Origin of the sequence: Aquimarina sp. MMG016 (assembly GCF_018100805.1) — a bacterium.
Classification (GTDB): Bacteria; Bacteroidota; Bacteroidia; order Flavobacteriales; family Flavobacteriaceae; genus Aquimarina.
This window is the reverse complement of the sequence record NZ_JAGJEA010000004.1, coordinates 406,222-426,111: the sequence shown is the minus strand read 5'-3', so window position 1 is coordinate 426,111 and position 19,890 is coordinate 406,222. Positions and strand designations below refer to the sequence as shown.

The window sequence follows — 19,890 nt, the reverse complement described above, 5'->3', positions numbered from 1 at the left end:
CTGGAAACTATAATTCGCTTCGAGAAGTTCAATATGATAGCTTGAAACCCTCATATAATTAGGATCTAAAATCTCGTAGGACATCTCAAACTGACCTTTAGAGCATTGTGTAACCACATTTCATTCAAATTGTTTGCTAACCCCAAATCTGACATTATGAAAAAAATTACTTTATCTATAGTGTTATTCTACAGTGCTATGACTATAGCACAGTTCAATCCTAATGCTCCCTGGATGCAGGGAATCCAACAGAAAAAGAGTGCTGGGAAAACCACTTTTTCTGAAATCCAACAAGCGTTTGATACGTATTGGAAAACACATGATAAGGATGCTAAAGGTAGTGGATACAAACCATTTAAACGATGGGAGCAATTATGGGGGAGACAGGTAAAAGCTGACGGCAGTCTTCCAACAGGAAAAGATATGTGGGAAGCCTGGGAGGCACATCAACGTTTTGGCGCCAGTGCTAAAAGTGCAAAGATGGCAGACCTTAGTAATTGGCAACCTATGGGTCCATATAATCACGTGCAGGCCAATGCACAACCCTCAGGACAAGGACGATTAAACGCTATAACTGTTGATCCAAATAATAGTAGTATTTGGTACGTAGGATCTCCAAACGGAGGACTCTGGAAAACCATAAATGCAGGATCTAATTGGACACCTATGACAGATAATTTGCCCAGATTAGGAGTCTCAGCTATTGCAGTAGATCATAACAATTCAAATATCGTTTATATTGCTACAGGCGATGATGATGCAGATCAAACTCCCACGATCGGAGTAATGAAATCTTTGGATGGCGGAGTCACCTGGAATCAAACAGGGTTAAATGTGAATACCCTCGGAAACATAACCCAACTGCACGAACTATTTATAGACCCTAATAATTCTAATAAATTGGTGTGTGCTACAAGCGATGGTGTTTTCACTTCTTCAGATGCCGGAGCCACCTGGTCGCAAACATTGAATGGAAATAATATTAAAGATTTACGATTAAAACCTGGAGATGCCAGCGTAGTATATGCAGTGAGTCTTACAGCATTCTTCCGTTCTGCAGATGGTGGTGGTAGCTTTACACAGGTAACTAATGGGGTACCAACCAATACATTCAGGATGGTTATCGACGTAACGCCCGCAAATCCTAACTATGTATACATTTTTAGCTCTGATGGGGCAGATAATCGTCAACACGGAATATATAGATCTACCGATAGCGGACAAAGCTTTACTACCAGAGAAGTAGATAGTTATACCTTGATCGGAAATGGCCAGGTTTGGTATAATATGGCGATGGGAGTTTCTGATACCAATGCAGATGAAATTTATGTGGGAGTCATGGACGTTTGGAAATCAACAAACGGTGGGCAAAGTTGGACCAAATTAAACCGCTGGGATCGTTTAACTGAAGCCTATACGCATGCTGATATTCATAGTATTCGTGTCGCAAACGGAAAAGTATTTGTCGCCTCAGATGGAGGGATATACTCAAGTGAAGATAACGGAGTCAATTTTACCCCACACTACCAGGATTTACAGATTGGAGAATTTTTTAATGTAGCTGTAGCCAAAGGTAACCCGGATAATATTGCCGGAGGATTACAAGACAATGGAGGTTTTGGAGTAGGAGTTAATGGAGAATACAGAGCATATCACCCTGGAGACGGTGTAAACAGCTTAATTACTCCTGCCGATGATAATACCTACTATGGATTTATTCAAAACGGTGGACGCTTATACATTTCTAATCGTGCAGATGGATTTGATACCTGGATTTCAAAACCTGGGGGAGCAGGTAATGGGGTTTGGGTAACACCGCTTTCTGCCGATAGTAATGGCGAGGTCTATGCTGCCTGGGATAACCTTTTTAAACTGAACAGAACAAACGAAAGCTGGGAGCAAGTCGGAGCGTGGAATGGCTATACGAATGTTTTAGAAATTGCACCTTCAGATCCTAACAGAATTGTGTCTTCAAGCCACCAGAACCTTCGAGTTAGTAGTGATGGAGGACAAACACTGGACTTTAATACCAATGTAGTAGGTAATTCTATAACAAGTATCGAGATCCATCAGGATAATGCTGATATTATGTGGATTACAACTGATGGGGATTATGCCAATAAAGGAATCTTTAAAACAACAGATGGAGGATATAACTGGACCAATATTACAGGTAACTTTCCTGTGGCTACAGAATACCCTGCAGAGATTGTACATCAGGGTAATCATCCATTGAATCCAATCTATGTTTCAACAGATTTAGGAGTATACCGTTTGGATGATAGTAGCCCGGATTGGGAGCCTTTTATGACGGGGCTTCCGAATACAAAAATTGAAGATCTCGAAATTAACTTAACCAACAATACGCTAACTGCAGGCACATATGGTAGAGGAATCTGGCGAACATCCATCCCAGTTCAATTATTAAATGATGATGTAGCTATTACTGCGATCACGAGTCCTAATAATTCGTCAAGAGGATGTGGAAGTGTTGTACCTCAAATTAGAGTACGAAGTAATGGCGAAAATGAAATCACAACGATCGATATTACGTATACCATCGACAGTGGAACAGCAAATAATTATACGTGGAATGGTTCCTTACTTTCTAATCAGGAAATAGCGATTGATTTACCTGAAATTACTCCTTCAGGAGGCGCGCATACGATTACCATTACAGTAAACATACCTAATGATGAAAATGCACAGAATAATCAAAGTGCTACTTCATTTACAATGAACGCTCCGGGAGAAGTCAATACTATAAATACCTTCGAAAATCAATCTGATGAATTAGTTGTAGAAAATAATGTTTGGGAAAGAGGGATTCCAAATGGAGGTACTTTGAATACCGTTTCGAGTGATACACAAGCGTATGGGACAAATCTGGGAGGTAATTATCCGGAGAATTCCAATGCTTTTCTGGTGACTCCGTGTTTTGATTTTACAACGATTCAGAATCCGGTATTAAAATTTCAAATGGCTTATGACCTTGAACGAAACTGGGACTGGGCCAATGTAGAATATTCTCTAAACGGAGGACAGTCCTGGGAAACATTGGGATCTGTCAATAGTCAACCCAATTGGTATAACAGCAGCCGTACAGAAGGTTCAGATTGTTTTGGCTGTCCTGGAGCACAATGGACAGGAACCAATGCAACAATGACCGAATACGGATATGATTTTGCTGCAAATGCATTGCTGGGAGAAACAGATCTCACCACAGCAGACAATATTTTGTTCAGAATAGGATTGCATTCTGATGCAGTAATAAATCAAGAAGGTCTAGTGATTGATGATTTGGTCATGGAAGGTATTCAAACCAGTAGTAAGATCAATCCGATCGTTTTTTTGCAAGGAGCAGCTACCAATCCTAATGTAGGAGAAGAAAGTTTAATGCGAGATGACCTTAGAGTAGCTTCAACGATACCTATTACATCACCCTATACAGATGCTGCAACAACGAGTGCAACTGTTTTTAATACTACGGGAACCAATGCCGTTGTAGACTGGGTTTGGGTAGAGCTGCGACAAGCAAGTGATGCTACCTTGGTAGTGGATGGTAAAAGTGGATTATTACAGCGTAACGGAACCATTGTAGACAGTAATGGAACCGACCCCATAAGTTTTAATGTTCCTTATGGCAATTATTTTGTGGCAGTAACCCACCGTAATCATTTAGGAATTGTATCTGCTACTACCTATGGATTAACTTCTACACCTGCGGATGTGGATTTAAGTTCAGCAGATTCAGTGGTTTTGGGCGGAACGAATGCAGTAATTTTATTGGCTAATGGTAAATATGCTATGATTTCGGGAGATCATGATAATAACGGCCAGGTACAAAACTCAGATATCAATGCAGTAATACAATTACTGGGAAATTCAGGATATCAGAACGCTGATATGGATATGAATGGTCAAATTCAAAATACTGATATCAACAATATGATGAATCCTAATCTTGGTAAAGGAGAGCAGTATTAGATATAATCTTTAAATACTTGAAAATGTTAGGTTGTAGATATATATTACGGAGATAAGGGGCTGTGATATTCCTAATTTACAACACTATAAACCACTCAAGAAATTGGGTGGTTTTTTAATGATGTACTACATACTTAATAGTGTTAGACAATAAGCTATTTTTACACAAACAAAAGGGGTTAAACTTTAATTTTATTGTGATAATTTGATTATAGAGTGACATAGGTAGGATTCATTTCATCTTTCTTGACAAAACTCCGCTTTAAGATTCACAAAAAGAATCACTTCACTTTATTCCAAAAAAGAAGCGAACTTCATTTCTGAAACTCACTTGTAATTCACATTTTTGTGATTTATTCGTGATCCGATCCCTCAGAATTCAAACTTTTTGATTTCCGTATTCAAGAATATTGAAGAGTACGTTAAGGAGTATTTACTTTAGAATAGTCTACTGTTTTAACAATTTCAGCTTTCCAGCCTCTTAACCAGAGATAGCGGTACTAAATACTTCTATACCTATTTTTAGTAAATCAAACATACAAGAAAACTTGGTAATCGTAAACTATTAAATTTTGAAGTTTTAGGTTACATATATTAATTAATTAGAATAATGACTTATTCGCTTACCACACTAACAGACTAAAATAACTATACTTTGTCAAGCTACTATAACAATGATTTTCTTCCTCGTAACAAAAAATGAAGATAATAATCATCTTTAATTTCAGGAAATAGTTAGAAAAATTTCACTTTTAAAGAGATTAAAGCTACAGTTTTTCAAATATATAAGTCATTCCAAATCATTTAAGATCATTGAGCTTATAATACCTATATTTTTAGCTCAATGTTACATTTGAAAAATGCATACCTAAAACCCAATTTCTTTTATGGAATCTATTGTTTTATTGAAAAATTATTGTAAAAAAAGTAAGTATTTCATTAGACCTTTGACTACTTAGGAACAAAATACAAAATATTGCTAATAAATAGAGTAGTCCTTCATATTATAGCTTATTTGATTTAATACTAGGTGATTATAATTTTAAAACCGATGATTTTTAACTTTTTACATAAAACAAGATTCCACATAAGTTTTCACATTCTTTTACTATTCTTTCCATGTCTTTTTTACGGTCAAGAATCATTGGATGAACATATTAATATAATTAATGACACGAATACTTCTACTAAATTAAAAATAGAAGCGTATGAACATATTTGCAATGTCACATTTCGTAAAGAAAATAAAACCCATATAACCTATGCCAGTCAATTTATAGATTTTGCTATCGATATAAAAGAGTTTGATAAAGCAACTTTTAGAACATTACAACTATATGATAGCTATTACAGAGAAAAAGAATTTGACAAAGGTTTACTTGCAGTTAATAAAATGCTTAACTACGAAGATCAGCTTACCATATCCAAGGATATCGCTGGGCTTTACCGCAGATTAGCAACTCATTCCTATTACAAGGAACATGATTTTAAAAAGGCTATAGAGTATTCTAACCAGGCTATTGCTAAATATAAACCCAAAGATTCCATTTTTATAAATGATGCAATCGTTTTTAGAGGACAAGCATATCATCTTGATGGAGAATCTATTAAAGCTATTCACGATTATGAAAAGGGAAAAGCTTTTTATGAAAGAAATAAAGATCTCGAAGGTATAGCCAGAACCAATCAAAATTTAGCCGCTCTTTTTGCCTTAAATGGTTTTTTTAAAGAAGCAGAAGAGGTAAATCAGAAAAACCTGGCATATTATCTTGAAAAGAAGAACTATTATAACGCCGCGAGAATTGCTTATAATATGTCGTTAAATGCAAGGAGTGATAAAAAAATTGATAAACAAGAAGAATATATTCTTAAAGCGGAAAAGTACATTAAACTATCCGAAAGAAAAATAAATGATGTCGCTGGGTTATTACCCTTGTTAGCCTCAGAACTATACGCTAAAAAGGGAAATCTTGAATTGGCGGTTCAATATATCCAAAAATTTGATACCCTAAATAGTAAAATTAGGAATAGTAGATTTGTTCAGGAACAGTATAATTTAGCCAAAATTTATATCGAAGAATTAAGGGAAAATTATGATGTAGCATTATCAATTCTTAAAAAACAAGATACGCTATATAAAGGAAATAGAATTACACATATTGGCATTCTTCATAAGAAATTATACTACAAATTGTATAAAGCAAAAGGTAATAATAGTAAAGCGCTAAAATATCTTGAAAAATATCGATATTTAAGAGATTCCATGTATAGTATCCAGAAAGAAAAAGCATTACTATATTATCAGGATCGATACGAATCCGAACGTAAAGATCGAAAAATTGCCAAAAAAGAAGCTAATATTCTGTTATTAGAAAAAGACAATACCATTAAAAACAACCTGATGATTTTTGGGGGAATAGGGCTTACACTCCTTTTTGGATTTTTCTATTCTGTAATTGCGAAGTTATATGCTGATAGAAAAAAGAAAATGCAGCAGAATTATTCTCAAAACCTAATCCTAACCCAGGAACAAGAACGTAAACGTATTGCTTCAGAACTACATGATGGTGTAGGACAACAGCTATTACTTATTAAAAACCAATCTATCCTTAACGACTTAGATGATATTAAAAATATTGCCAATCAAACCATTAGTGAAGTAAAATCAATTTTGTCCGACTTGCACCCTTACGAATTGAAGGAATTTGGTCTTACTACAGCAATATTCAATATTATGGAAAAGTTTGAAAAAAATTCTTCAATTTTTGTTTCATACGAAATCGAAAATATAGACAAACTATTTAATGACAAACAACAAATTAATATCTATAGAATCATACAAGAATCTGTAAATAATATCATAAAACATTCAGAAGCTACAGCAGCCAGAATAGACATAAATAAGTTCGAAAAACATATACAATTGATTATAAAAGATAATGGTAAAGGCTATGAAGTCTCTGAAGCATATAAAAGCCAAAAGAGTATCGGGTTAAAAACCATGCAAGAAAGAATTAACCTTTTAAAAGGTTCTATGAGTATCAATACCCAAAAAAACAAAGGAACTCAGATTGAATTTTTAATACCCGCATAAGATGAATAGATCCACTATATTTATTGCAGATGATCATCCTTTATTGCTAAAAGGGATGCACATCTTTTTAACAGACAAAGGCTTTGATGTTGTTGACACTTCTTCTGACGGATTATCGGCTTATAATAATATCATTAGGCTAAAACCAGAAATAGCATTGCTAGATATTCAGATGCCTAAATTGACCGGTATAGAGATTGCCCGAAAATGCCTTCAGAATAAAATCAATACCAAAATTATTCTGCTTACCCTGCATAAAAATGAAGAATTTTATTTCGAATCTAAAAATTTAAATGTGTATGGTTATTTATTGAAAGAGTTTGCACTTGAAGAAATAGAACACTGTCTAAAAAAAGTAAGTAAAAATGAAACTTATCAAGGAAAAGACATTCAAAAACTTCTCAATGTATCTGCAGATAGCTCTTCGGGTATATTAAAAAAATTAACCACTACAGAGCGAAAAGTCCTTTATCTCATTGCCAAAAACAAAACCTCAAAAGAAATAGCAGCAATGCTTTTTGTAACCATTAAAACTATTGAAAAACATCGAGCCAATATTAGAGTAAAACTTGGACTAGAAGCCAAAACGCATAGTCTTCTAATTTGGGTAAAAGAAAACTACAAGCTTTTTTTATAAGGTAAAAACGTAGGGTTAACACTAATTGTTTTTGTCTGTATTATCTATAAACTTTGTATCAATAGTTTTTACAACACTTGTTTAGTTAATGGAGAACTAATCAAACATACTACCCTTTACCCCCATAATAATGTTTCTGAGGTTCTCCATTTTTTATTTTATAGAAAATGGTACATACAGAAACACAAAAATTCTCAGAATCCGATTTATGGCAACTCCAAAGGCAATATTTCCAAGAAACTAATATAGATGCCTGGCAAGATGGTGATGTTCCTCATTATGCTACTAGTAACCCATATATGGCAGATACCTATGCAGAGTTGCTTATCGGTATTTTTAGAGATAGAAATCTTTTAAATGAATGCCAACAACCCATCTATATCGTCGAGCTAGGAACGGGCTCCGGACGTTTTTCTTTTCATTTGCTACAAACACTAAGCACTAAATTACATCAACTAGGAATCGACAAGATGCCTTTCATATATGTAATGACCGACTTTGTAGAAGAAACATTAGCATTTTGGGATCAACATCCAAAACTTCAATCTTTTTTTGAACAAGGAATATTAGACTATGCCCTATTCGATGTCGAAAAAGATACTATGTTGCATTTGGCAAAATCCAAGATCATAGTTGATCAAAATCAGGTAGAAGAACCTATAATCGCCATAGCTAATTATTTTTTTGACTCTATACCTCAAGACCTGTATTATTGTAATGAAGGAAACATCTCAAATGCACTGGTAAAACTTGAAGGACACGATTTTAATATTGACATGTCCACAAAAGAGATTATAGAAAATCTTGAAGCTACGTATATTCTGGAACCTGTAGCGTCCAATCCGTATGCCAATGATCGTCAAAATCAACTCTTAGAGTTTTATCAACACAACTTATCTGACAGTTATGTGTTATTCCCCCATATTGGGATTCGATGCATTGATCGACTAAAAAAACTATCAAAACAAGGACTGGTACTCATTACTGCAGATAAAGCTGCTCATGAACTGGATGATTGGCAATATCGATTACCCCCTTTTATTGCCAAGCACGGTAGTTTTTCGATCACAGCAAATTATCACGCTATTAAAGAACACTGTCATTTATCCTCTGGGAAAACACTATTTCCCGAACATCCTGTGTCTAATATTACCGTCGGACTATTGTTTTATGTAAATAATCCAGAGCAATACAAAGAATCTCAACAAGTATATCATAATAAAGTATTCGACTTTGGACCAGATGATTTCTTCAGTATAAAAAAACATATCGAAAAACAAATCCCCGAATTAGGCATCAAAGAATTATTTACCTATATCAGATTGAGCAACTATGATGCAAGGCTTTTTCAGCAATTCTTATTTCGATTTCAGGAGCTGTGTCAGGATTTTACCGATGAACAGCGACACTACACGCTGGAACTGGTGCATAAAGTATGGCAAGGGTATTACCCAATGAAAGAAGAGCAAAATATCCCGTATCAATTAGGGGAGCTACTTTATGAATTACGTTTTTATGAGCAAGCCATCGATTTTTTCAAACATTCTGAAGACATTTACGGTACTAATGAGAATACAATCTACTGTGTTGCGGTTTGTTATTATATAATGGAAGAGGATGAGACGTGTCTTTCCATTCTTGATGCGCTCATAAATAAAAAACCTGATTTTGAACCTGCCAAAACACTATACAATAACCTTACAGCAGCAACTCAACGCATCAGTTTAGTATAAAGAAGATATGAACACTATACATCTGTATCATAGAACTTTACGGTTTAGTCAAAACCTTTATTGACTAAAACAATTTATTTTTTACCAAAAAAAATTGCTCTGTAAAACAGAATACCAAAAAGTAGGGGTATCCCTAATTGACTGGCTCTCTAATAAAATAGATATTTATTTCAGAAATAATTCCCTAAAGAGAACTGTTAAAATAGAATAACAAAAATATTGAATACGTTAGAAAATTATTAAAAATTACAAAGAATCGTATCCAACCTAAAAAAACCGATCACATTTAAAAGATAATATTTATAACTAATGGAATCAAAATTCTTTTTTATAAAAACCATAAATTTTAAAACATATCGCTGATTTCCTTTATGTTCATACATCTCCTATTATACAGTAATGGTCATAAGTATTGACTTGCGATAAATCAATAAATTCATTTAAAAAATAATTATTCAAACTAAAATATTTAAGCTTATGGATGCTAAACACCATGATCCCGATAAAAATGCAATAAAATCTTTAAAGGAAAAAATTGCCGAATCTGAAAAGTTATATGCCGCTATTAAAGAAAGAGTAGAAAGTGCAACACTTGCAGGTGCCTCACAAGAGGTTCTCGAAAAATTAAATAAAAACAAAGTTGCCGCGGCTAACGCATTAGAGAGTATTAAAAGTAATAGTCAGATTGACCCTGATTCAAAAGAGTTCAAAGAGCAAGCTGGAGTAATCGCAAAATGTAATATCGATAATAACAATACTATTGAGAAACATTATAAAGATACGGCAGATAGTTTATCAGAAGAACTACAAAAAATATTTACTCAAGAAATACCTCAAAATCAGTATAACAAGTATCCTGGTAAATCAGATAATGAAATTAGAATGTTACAAGCAAGGGACTGTATCGGTAAATGTGCTGCTTTATTATGTTGCACAAATTCTCTGAATGAAGGTTATCATGGAATACGTAGCTTGATAAATTATTCTTTAAACCCGGAACTAGATGTAGCTACAATTGGTGAGATTCAGGATGATTTAAGTCGTGTAAAAAAGACATTAAAAGGGCTTACACAAGGAGAAAAATTCACAAAACTGGAAAAAGCAAAAAAAAAAATTTGGAGTTTTTGTTAGCATACAAATTAACCAATCCATCTGATGACATAAACGTGGCGAAACCAGAACTAAGTTCTGATGAAAATAATTTAGTCAATCAGCTAGGGCCATACTATAAAATAAAAGCTTCTTTAAGAGAAAAACAATGGGAAAATTTTTTTAAAGAAAATTCAAAAATACCATCTTCGATAATGGCTTGTGCCTGTTTTGGTTTAGGTTCAGTCACCGGAACAGTAACTACTAACATTGCTGCTAGATTGGCAGCCAGCGTACTTCCTCCTTTACTAGGTGGAGCTACTGCTTATTTCACTCATAATCTTACCAAAGAAAAAACAGCACAAGCTCTCCTTAGTTCAAGAAGGGGTGCCATAGCATTCAGTACTGGAGCAAGCATTCTTAATAAAGATTATAAATATCATGAAGCCAATAAAAATGTTCTAAGTAAACAAATTGCACAAAGAGCAAAACCAATAATTACCTCGCAACCTGAAAGCGTAAATTCAGATAGTAAAAATCTGGAAAGAACCAGTAATCAAGTTGTCAAAACCGAAAGTAAGTCAAAAGTATTAAAAGAGGGATCTTTAGCTGGTTTTTTAACACCAAGCAATGATGGAAGACTGTTAAAGATTGATGAAGAGTACATATTAAATAATGCAGATCGACTTGTTGACTTTGAGCTAACAGGGGCTTCAAAAAATACCATTGAACAATTAAAAGGAACCGATTTTATTAAAGTTAATAAAATTAACAAAGCATTTGACGCAAAGAATGAAGAAACTTCGAGTAAGGATACTATTACAAAGAAATCTGTCACTAATAGTGATGAAAACATTACAAAACCTGACGAAAAAGCAAGGGATCAAAAAAAAGATCGGAGAGGTAGAGGTATAGGTAAAGATACTGGAAAAGGAAGATAAATTCTAAAAGTAATTGATCCTAAGCTTAATAAAGAAACTTGGAGTTAAGTATATCTTTTCTATTAATGATCAACATCAAGCATTTTGAAGGAATCTTCAAAAAGCTTTTTTATATAAACTCCCAACATCTGAAAGCATAGATAAAATCTAGTTACTGATCGCCTTTTTCTAACATGATTTTTATGTTAGGGCTAAAGTAGCCGAGTAAACAAAAGTGAGGTGCTAGTATTCATTCTCAGTGACATCATTCTAGAAGAAACTAATAATTCCGCTTAACGCAATCCACTCCAAACTGAAAAAGTAGGGTTAACACTAATTGATTTACAGACATTTATAACCCATCTTTATTCAAGTTAAAAAATTCAATTATTTATTAATTTTTAAAATATATATGTTATGCCGGATCATAAAGACACACAAGATCTTGAACAAGGAACTCCTAGACGATCTGCTGATCAAAAACAGGGACAAAGACCAGCTCATGTCAATTCTCCAGTTTCACAAACCACTACATCAGAATCCAAAGATAGACATACGTTACAACGGCAACCAGGTTTTTACCGATTACTAAGACCTACGAATAATCGACAACTTAGCACGATTGTTCAAAGAAACTTAACACCACAAGATCAATCCCAGCAATCAGCAGAACAAACATGGTATTTACAATGTCTTACATCCGGAATGAAGTGGTTAGGTGATGCCTGTTGCTCGGCTACAAAAACCGCTGGAAACATATTAGAATGGACAGGTAATTTTAAAGAAGGACTACTAGAGTTTGGATATTCTAACGCTGATCATATCCTACAAATATTAGAAATACAAAAGGACTTGGATAAGCTTCACGAAACCATTAATGCTACTACAAACTCTGAAAATGAAATGGAAGCTGCAAAATTCTTAGAACTTACCATAGCGACCATATTGCTTAATGATGATATAAAGAGCGGCAAATACAAATTGAATCCGGCTGATCAGGAAATTATCAATAACTTATCTACTCATTATCTTACCTTATCAAAAGTAAACCAAAAAGAGTTCGAAAGTTGGATACACGAAAACCTCAAATTGGGTTCCGGAGTCGTTGCAGGAGTGCTCACCTACCTATCTGAAGAGAGTAATCAAGAGGATCTGGGGAATTTTGTAAAAAATATGTTACTGCCACCAATTGCAGGCATGGCCAGCTATTATGCTTACAAAAAAACAGGTAAGATCATTACACAAGGAGTTGTTCCTACAGCAAATGCCATAAGCGGAGCAAGATTATGGGCGAATTGGCTTAAAGATAGCTTAACCCATTATAAATCGGTATTAGAACAAAATACAGATCAAAAAGCAATAGATATAAAAGGAACGAGCCAAAAAAATCCTGATCTAAAAACGGCAAGTCCAAAAGCTACAGAATCAAAAGAAATAGATATAGAAATTGGAGATGTTAAACATAATAATACTACCAAAAAGTCAGCAGAAATAACAGCCGAACAAGGTCGCGATCTTCTTAATCCCAAGAAAACTGAGGATTTAACGGACCTTTCTGTGGACAAAGAAAATGGAATATTAGATCGTGTTGCACCAGCATCTCCCAGAAAATTAGATCCTAGTAAAGTATATCATGCAAGACAGGAGTTTTCAGGTTATAAAATTCATCCCACTGCGGACAAAGTTCTCAAAGTAATCGCAAATTTACCTGAGAACCTGGCTACGAACTTACATAATCGCTCTCAACAGCCAGAAGAAGCGAAAGAAAAGTCTATAAATATTAAATTAAAAACAACTTAAAGTTTTGAAATCTTTACTCAACCCTATTCTATGATCATAACCATGGGCTTTTTGAAGTAATCTTCAAAAAGCCTTATTTTTTATCTCAATTCTTACCGCCTAATCACTAATGACTTATAAGGCTTAGTTCCCCAACAATTTTTCTTCTTTTGAATATACTTTAATTGATACATAAATTTCGATCACTAACCTGATTTATATTCTTCATTGTTCATCTAGCTATACCTATTTTGATATCCAAAGTTCTCCATATTCCCGGTAACAAAAACTAAAAAATCCCTCATTTCAATCAATTTCAAATTGAAATAGTAGGGTTACCCCTAATTGATTCGCATCCTTTTATAAACCATCTTTACCATAACAAAATATAGCAAGATAAAGTCCCCAAATCAGAAGTCTATCTTTTGTAAAACTGACCTCGAAAAAAAGAAATATAAAAACTGATTTGTTTACTACAACAAATTATTTCTATACGAAAAGTTTAAAAATTTAAAACAATGAAAGACGGTAAATTATCCATAGACATACTGATCATTTTCGCCATTCTGATGTGCGTAGCATTACTATTATCTGATTTGTATGTTACCTATTTGGATGTTTTTAAAGATAATGGTTGGACACAGAATTTTATCAATAAATTTCTGATAAAACTTTATGATGCGGTACCCCTTTTTGAATATTCTATTTTTACCAGGTTGATATGCATCTTCTTATTTGCTTTTGCCTCTTTTGGATTTAGAGTAAAAAAGAAACCAGAAAGCGACATAGAACTGAAATACTATGTAATCGCATTAGTGATCAGTATTCTTTCATTTATCCTAATACCTCTATTAGGATCATCGATTACTATAAATCTTATCGTTAGCATTGCTTCATTTCTTGTATTTGCAGGAAGCTTTGTAAACCTTCGAAGAAGCTTTAGTTTCTATGGGCAAAAAGATGAATTCAACGAAAAGAATCAAATCTTCAAACAAGAAAAAGACGTAAAAGTAAATGAGTATTCAGTCAACTTCAAAACAGACAATGGGGTCATTAATGTAGTCAATCCATTTAGAGCGACCATGGTACTTGGTACACCTGGCTCGGGTAAATCATATTCTGTAGTAGAAGAATATATCAGACAACATATCCAAAAGCAGTTTACCATGATGGTTTACGACTTTAAGTTTCCATCATTAGCCAAAGAAACCTATGCATTTTTTCAATATTACAAAAATCAGTACAAAAAGGAGCCTAAGTTTAGTGTAGTTTCTCTTGATGATATTGAAAAATCAAATTTTGTAAATCCTATCAGTCCAGATCTGATTAGAAAGGCAGCAGATGCTATTGAAGCGGCTCAAACAGTATTGTATAATCTTAATAAAGAATGGATTACCAAAAAAGACTTTTTTGCCCAATCTGCCATATCCTACTTTGCATCTTGCATCTATTTCTTAAAAATATATGAACAAGGAAAATTTTGCACATTACCCCATGCCATTGCCCTTGCCTCTTGTCCTGATGAAAAAGTGTTTAAGATCTTTACGCAATACAAAGAACTCAAATTCTTTATGACTCCTTTTGCTGATGCCCTAGAAAAAGAAGCTTATGAGCAATTATCAGGACAAACGGCATCGGCAAGAATTCCATTATCACAATTAGCCACTAAAGAACTTTTCTGGGTGATGGGGAACAACGTATATCCGGAACTAAACATACCGCTTAGTGTAAATGACCCTGAGAATCCAACGATTATGATCCTGGCTAATTCTCCCGCTACTCAAACTACTAACTCACCCGCTTTAGGATTAATATCAACACAAATATTAAAAGAGATCAATCAACAGAAAAGACAACCTTGTTCAGTGATATTGGATGAGCTACCTACTATGTATTTTATGGGATTAGATAATCTTATAGCTACTGCCAGATCTAACAAAATCTCAACAACTATAGGAATGCAGGATCTGGAACAATTAAAAAGAGATTATGGAGACAAAATTGCCGAAACCATATTCAATATTGTCGGGAACATTTTTAGCGGTTCTGTAAGAAGTGACACTGCATCAAAGCTTCAGGAAATTTTTGGTAAGAAAAAGCAAAAATTAAAAAATATCTCTGTAGATACAGACTCCACCTCTTATAGCATTAACGAAAACTTAGAATACGCTATTCCGGTCGCTACTATTTCCCAGCTATCACAAGGAGAATTTGTAGGTGTAGTTGCCGACAATTTTGGAGAAGAAATCAATAGGAAAATTTTCAGAGGTAAAATCAAAATCGAAGATCGATATGATCAAATAAAATCTGAAATCCCAAAAGTAATTGAAGAAGAAAATATGGAAGCGCTACTTGATGGAAATTTTAATCGCATTGTAGATGAAATAGACATCCTCATCCATAATGAATTGATCAAACTAGAACAAGGAAACGAAATGTATGAGACCAACAATCATGGAGATTTTGAAAATAATATAAGCACTCCTATTACCGAAATATAACAGATCCAAAACAATGATAGCTATAGTATCCTACATAATCAAGAATAATAGAATTAATAGAAATCAACGTCTATTGATCATTATCACTTTTGTTATGATGCTTAATCCGAATATCAGTGTTGTTAATGCTCAAGAACAGCGAGTTGAAGGTCTCATCGCTGAAGACTCAAATAATCTTAAGTATACACCTCTGTTTTTCCCGATAAACAAAGATGATTTTATCAATATATCATCTCATTATGGATATAGATATCATCCCATTGATCATAAACAAAAAAAACATCTAGGTATAGATCTGGTGGCTAAAAAAGGAAAAGCGGTGTTTGCATCGGCAGATGGTATTGTCATAAAATCTGATTACCAAAAAGGATATGGCAATCGCATCATAATCTATCATATAGGAGGTGCCAAAACATTATACGCTCATTTATGGCGCAGTATAGTAAAACCGGGGCAGAAAGTTTCACAAGGACAACGTATCGGTTTTGTAGGAGCTACAGGAAAAGTTACCGGACCACACCTGCATTATGAGGTTTGGATTCAGGACAAAAAAATAAACCCTCTGGTTTTCTGGAAAAAAATGATGAATTCCAAAGGTCAGAAAATGGTTATGAATTAATTGACATTATAATTATGGATAAAAGAAAAAAAATTATTGTTGCGATTGTAGGTGTTCTCTTCTCAGGGATACTGGCAGGTTTTGTCAAACTCGTTGTATTCCCTACAAAAGAACCGAAAAGCAATGAGTTTAAACTAAAAATATCTACTCCTAAAGTCGATGATAACAAAATTGATAGAAAGTCTAAGCTACAGAAATATGCTCAGGAGGAGTTAGATTCTTTAGACCCTAATATTACGGATGCCGTAAAACTTCTTAATAATGACTCTCGTAACTCTCAAAACACGAAAGAGCTATCCATACAAGATCAGCTTAAAGAAGCCATATCAGGAGGTGGGTTAAATCCTCAGGAAGAAGCTACAATTCAAACTCAAAGTGCAAACGATGAGCTAAAGCAAATCTTAGAACTACAAGAAAAATTGTTATCAGAAACAAATACTCAAACTCCTCAACAATCGGTGAATAATGATGTAGAAGATATTCTGAAAACGTATGATCAATATATAGCAAATTACGGCCAACAATCACTTCCCCGTACTATTGATTCTGTGCAGAACATAGCAGCTCCAGGAGGCATCTCTAACGTAGCGCAGCAAGCCAGCCAAGGAATTATTGGAGCGGTACAAAACAAATTACCACAAAAAGACTATTTCCAGGGAGCGGTTTCTTCAAAATCTAATAAAACCACTAAAGATTTGATCCCTGCCGAAACGGTCGATCAGGGAGTCATTGTGAATGGAAGTACGATTGCCATACGTACAAAACAAGATGTAAGAATTCAGGAACCTTCAGTTTTTATACCCAAAGGATCTATTGTGTATGGAACTGTAAATATCTCTACCAATCGATTATTGATTGATATTACTAGTTATAAAAAAGGCAATAAACTATATGTATTAGACTTCAGTCTTTTTGATTTTGATGGCAGAGAAGGAATACATCTGGGTAACCGTACCTGGCCCAAGATTCCTTCAAAAGTGGCAAAAGACGTATATGATTATGCGTATCAACGAGGAACCCAAGCCGCTACTTTTGGTGGCAATAATGACATTCAACTTGACGAGGCTAAGGACGTTGCTATACTATCCGGTGCGAGAGAGTTAAGTAATGAAGTATTCGAAAAAAGAAGAGTATTCATGCCTAGAAAATACCATCTATGGTTTAATATAAAATCAGAGTAATATGAAGAGTGAGAACATAGATAAAGTATTTCCGTTGTATGCGGTAGAAAATGATTTGATTGTTTCCAAAAAAGGTGATATTACTGTTGGGTACAAGCTAAAACTCCCACAGGTATATTCTCTGGATAGAAATGCCATAGATAGAATTAATCAACTCTTTGACAAGATCATACGATCCATGCCGGAGAATACCATAATTCAAAAGCAAGACTATTTCTTTATTGATACTATCAAAGAGGCAATTGCCAAAGGAAAACAAATGCTATCCCGAAGCGATAATAAGTTCTTTTATGAGAAACCCACTTTAAGTCACGAATGTTATTTGTTTTTCACAAAAGATGCCAAGAAAAAAGTAAGCCTATCCAGCAACCCTAAACTATATGAAAAATACCTGGAAGAGGTAGATGACTTCCTAAGAGTAGTAAGTACCAATATATCATTTCTGGCTAAAGAAGAATTTTTTGAAGTTGACAAATTAGATTCAGATACTATTCTGGAAGTCATAGGGAAATATCTGTCGTTGTCTAACAAAGGCGAGCAGTCTCTTAAAGATCTATTTTTTGATGGAAAGTTAAGGGTTGGAGATAAGGTAGCTGAGATTTTTGCAATCACTTCGTATGATCAGCTACCGCTTTCACTTGAATCAACTAAAAAAAACATTGATTTCTCAACACAAAAGACAGATTTTCATATTCCATTTATTCAGCCTATTTGTCTGGGATTAGAATGTAACCATATTTACAACCAAGTCATTTATATAGACAAATCAGATGGGATATTTTCAAAATTAAAAACCAAACTTAACCAATTCAAAAGTTTGGCCATTCTATCCAAAGAAAATGAAGTAACCTACGATCAGATCAACGAACTTGTAAATAACGTGATTGAAAAAGAGTTACGGTTTGTAAATCAGCATTTTAATCTAATCATATGGAATAATACCGAAGAGGAACTCGAAAACAGCAAAAATCAATTGGAAAACTCCTTTAATGAACTCGGTATTATTCCCTACCAGATCAAACACGCCATCAAGGATATTTATCTTAATAATATTCCCGGTGCTACAGTAAATATACCTGAGAACTACAAATTCATAGGAATCTCTGAGCAAACCCCTATTCTATTCAATTTTGAAAGTTATTATGAAGGGAACAAAGATGGAATTCTTTTTTGCGATAGAAAAAATGGAGCTCCAGTGAGGCTTGATCTTTGGGATGAACCTTTAAAACGAGGGTTGATCGTAAACAGAAATCGACTAATTTTTGGTCCTTCGGGAACAGGAAAATCGTTTCTGATCAATCATATTGCCAGCCAATATTATGAACAAGGTCATCATATTGTTATGATCGATATTGGTAACTCCTATAAAAAACTATGTCAATTGGTAAACGGTCAATATTTTGCATATGACCTGGATTCCCCATTGCAGTTCAACCCATTTTATTTTAAACATATAGATGAGATAAACAATGAGAAAAAAGTGTTTCTTATTTCGCTGATCATCTTTTTATGGAAAGGTGATGACCCTTTCAAAAGAGAAGAAAAACAAATTATTGGACTCTATGTTGATGCCTATTACGATAGTTTTTCTAATGGTAACGACGAATTTCCCTGTCTTTCATCTTTCTACAAGTTTGTAGAAAACAACACTACTCTGGATGAAGAAGCTAAATATTTTGACAAAACCAGTTTTAAATTATCCCTTAGAGATTTTCATGATGGAAAATACGATCAAATCCTAAACTCCAGAGAACAAGTAGATCTAATTCAGGAAAGGTTTATAGTATTCGAAATGGATAATATAAAAGATCATCCGGTGCTATTTCCACTAGTTACTATGTTATGTATTGATGTGGTGATGAGTAAGATTAGAAAAATACCAGAAGTAAAAAAGTCCATTTTTATCGACGAATGCTGGAAGCCCATATCCTCTGGTGAAATGGCAGAGTTTATAAAGTACTTATACAAGACTGTAAGAAAATTTTATGGAGAAGTTGCCATTGCAACACAAGATGTAGAAGACATTTTAGATACTCCGGCCGGTCCAGCAATGATCAATAATACGGATACAATGATCCTTTTATCCCACAAAAAGAAAATGGCAACCAAAGATAAGTTTGCCCAGCATTTATCCTTTAGTGAATCTGATCTGGAGAAGCTATTCTCTACTGACAAAAGAGAAGTATTTATTAAAGTAGGAAGCGTGTCTAACGTATACAAAGTAACGGTTTCTCCAGAGCGATACGCTTGCTACTCCTCTAATGCAGACGAAAACAAATTCATATTCGATATGTATAAGAAAAAGAAAAATATGAAACTGGCTTTAAACGAATTTGTAGAAAAACAGTAA

Annotated in this window: 11 protein-coding genes; all 11 read left to right on the top strand. The window is 34.2% G+C overall.

The window, feature by feature from the left end; all coding sequences use genetic code 11:
• The first annotated feature begins 156 nt into the window (after positions 1–156).
• The 11 genes from J8M14_RS11040 to J8M14_RS10990 all read left to right on the top strand — a co-directional run bounded on the left by J8M14_RS11040 (position 157) and on the right by J8M14_RS10990 (position 19,890).
• Positions 157–3,987 carry a glycoside hydrolase gene (locus J8M14_RS11040; RefSeq protein ID WP_211074671.1) on the top strand — a complete coding sequence of 1,277 codons (3,831 nt, stop codon included), beginning with the start codon at positions 157–159 and terminating at the stop codon, positions 3,985–3,987.
• 1,051 nt (positions 3,988–5,038) lie between these two features.
• The gene (locus tag J8M14_RS11035) at positions 5,039–7,081 is read left to right on the top strand and encodes a sensor histidine kinase (RefSeq protein WP_211074670.1); all 2,043 of its coding nucleotides are present in this window, start codon (positions 5,039–5,041) and stop codon (positions 7,079–7,081) included.
• 1 nt (position 7,082) lies between these two features.
• Positions 7,083–7,718 (top strand): response regulator transcription factor, encoded by a 636-nt coding sequence (locus J8M14_RS11030; protein WP_211074669.1) that lies wholly within the window; start codon positions 7,083–7,085, stop codon positions 7,716–7,718.
• 167 nt (positions 7,719–7,885) lie between these two features.
• Positions 7,886–9,451, top strand: a complete 1,566-nt coding sequence (locus J8M14_RS11025) for a hypothetical protein (protein WP_211074668.1) — start codon at positions 7,886–7,888, stop codon at positions 9,449–9,451.
• Between the two features lie 477 nt (positions 9,452–9,928).
• On the top strand, positions 9,929–10,582 hold the full coding sequence (locus tag J8M14_RS11020) for a hypothetical protein (protein WP_211074667.1): 654 nt from the start codon (positions 9,929–9,931) through the stop codon (positions 10,580–10,582).
• Positions 10,576–11,481 carry a hypothetical protein gene (locus J8M14_RS11015; protein ID WP_211074666.1) on the top strand — a complete coding sequence of 302 codons (906 nt, stop codon included), beginning with the start codon at positions 10,576–10,578 and terminating at the stop codon, positions 11,479–11,481. Before J8M14_RS11020 ends, J8M14_RS11015 begins: the two co-directional genes overlap by 7 nt.
• Positions 11,482–11,877: 396 nt before the next feature.
• Positions 11,878–13,260, top strand: coding sequence for a hypothetical protein (locus J8M14_RS11010; protein ID WP_211074665.1), 1,383 nt, complete (start codon positions 11,878–11,880; stop codon positions 13,258–13,260).
• A 497-nt stretch (positions 13,261–13,757) separates the two neighbouring features.
• Positions 13,758–15,740 (top strand): type IV secretory system conjugative DNA transfer family protein, encoded by a 1,983-nt coding sequence (locus J8M14_RS11005; protein ID WP_211074664.1) that lies wholly within the window; start codon positions 13,758–13,760, stop codon positions 15,738–15,740.
• A 13-nt stretch (positions 15,741–15,753) separates the two neighbouring features.
• Positions 15,754–16,359: a M23 family metallopeptidase gene (locus J8M14_RS11000; protein ID WP_211074663.1), complete on the top strand. Its 606-nt coding sequence runs from the start codon at positions 15,754–15,756 to the stop codon at positions 16,357–16,359.
• 14 nt (positions 16,360–16,373) lie between these two features.
• On the top strand, positions 16,374–17,540 hold the full coding sequence (gene traM / locus J8M14_RS10995) for a conjugative transposon protein TraM (RefSeq protein ID WP_211074662.1): 1,167 nt from the start codon (positions 16,374–16,376) through the stop codon (positions 17,538–17,540).
• Position 17,541: 1 nt separating this feature from the next.
• Positions 17,542–19,890 carry a TraG family conjugative transposon ATPase gene (locus J8M14_RS10990; protein ID WP_211074661.1) on the top strand — a complete coding sequence of 783 codons (2,349 nt, stop codon included), beginning with the start codon at positions 17,542–17,544 and terminating at the stop codon, positions 19,888–19,890.